Genomic DNA, 520 nt, shown 5'->3' on the forward strand with positions numbered 1-520 from the left:
GAGTCTTACGACTTGGGTCTGAACTACGAAAACTCTGGCTTCTTCGGTCGCTATGCTGGTTCTTATGCTAAACGTGCTGACTTGACTGCTGATTACTTGAAAGTATTCAACCGCAACAATAATTTGGCTGCTGGTACTTACAAAGATCACCAAGCTCACCGTCTGACTGCTGGTTACGATGCTAACAACCTGATGGTTGCTGTTGTAGGTCAATACGAAGGCTTCAAAGCTGACGTAGCTGGTGCTAAGAAAAACGAACGTACTGAAGTTGGTGCAACTGCTGCTTACCGCTTCGGCAACGTAACTCCTCGTGTTTCTTACGCTCACGGCTTCAAAGCTAAAGAAGAAGGCGTGAAACAAGAGAACAGCGCTTACAACCAAGTTATCGTTGGTGCTGACTACGACTTCTCTAAACGCACTTCTGCCTTGTTGTCAGCCGGTTGGTTGAAAGAAGGTAAAGGCGACAACAAATACGAGAAAACTGCTGGTACTGTTGGCCTGCGTCACAAATTCTAATCTT

At 46.0% G+C, this 520-nt stretch carries 1 protein-coding gene; it reads left to right on the forward strand.

The window, feature by feature from the left end; genetic code table 11:
• Positions 1-516, forward strand: a 516-nt coding sequence (locus HMPREF3139_RS06415; protein WP_210388924.1) for a porin, incomplete at its 5' end; no start/stop codon positions are given.
• Positions 517-520: the final 4 nt, after the last annotated feature.

It is taken from the genome of Neisseria sp. HMSC15G01 (genome assembly GCF_001808255.1).
Classification (GTDB): domain Bacteria; phylum Pseudomonadota; class Gammaproteobacteria; order Burkholderiales; family Neisseriaceae; genus Neisseria; species Neisseria subflava_A.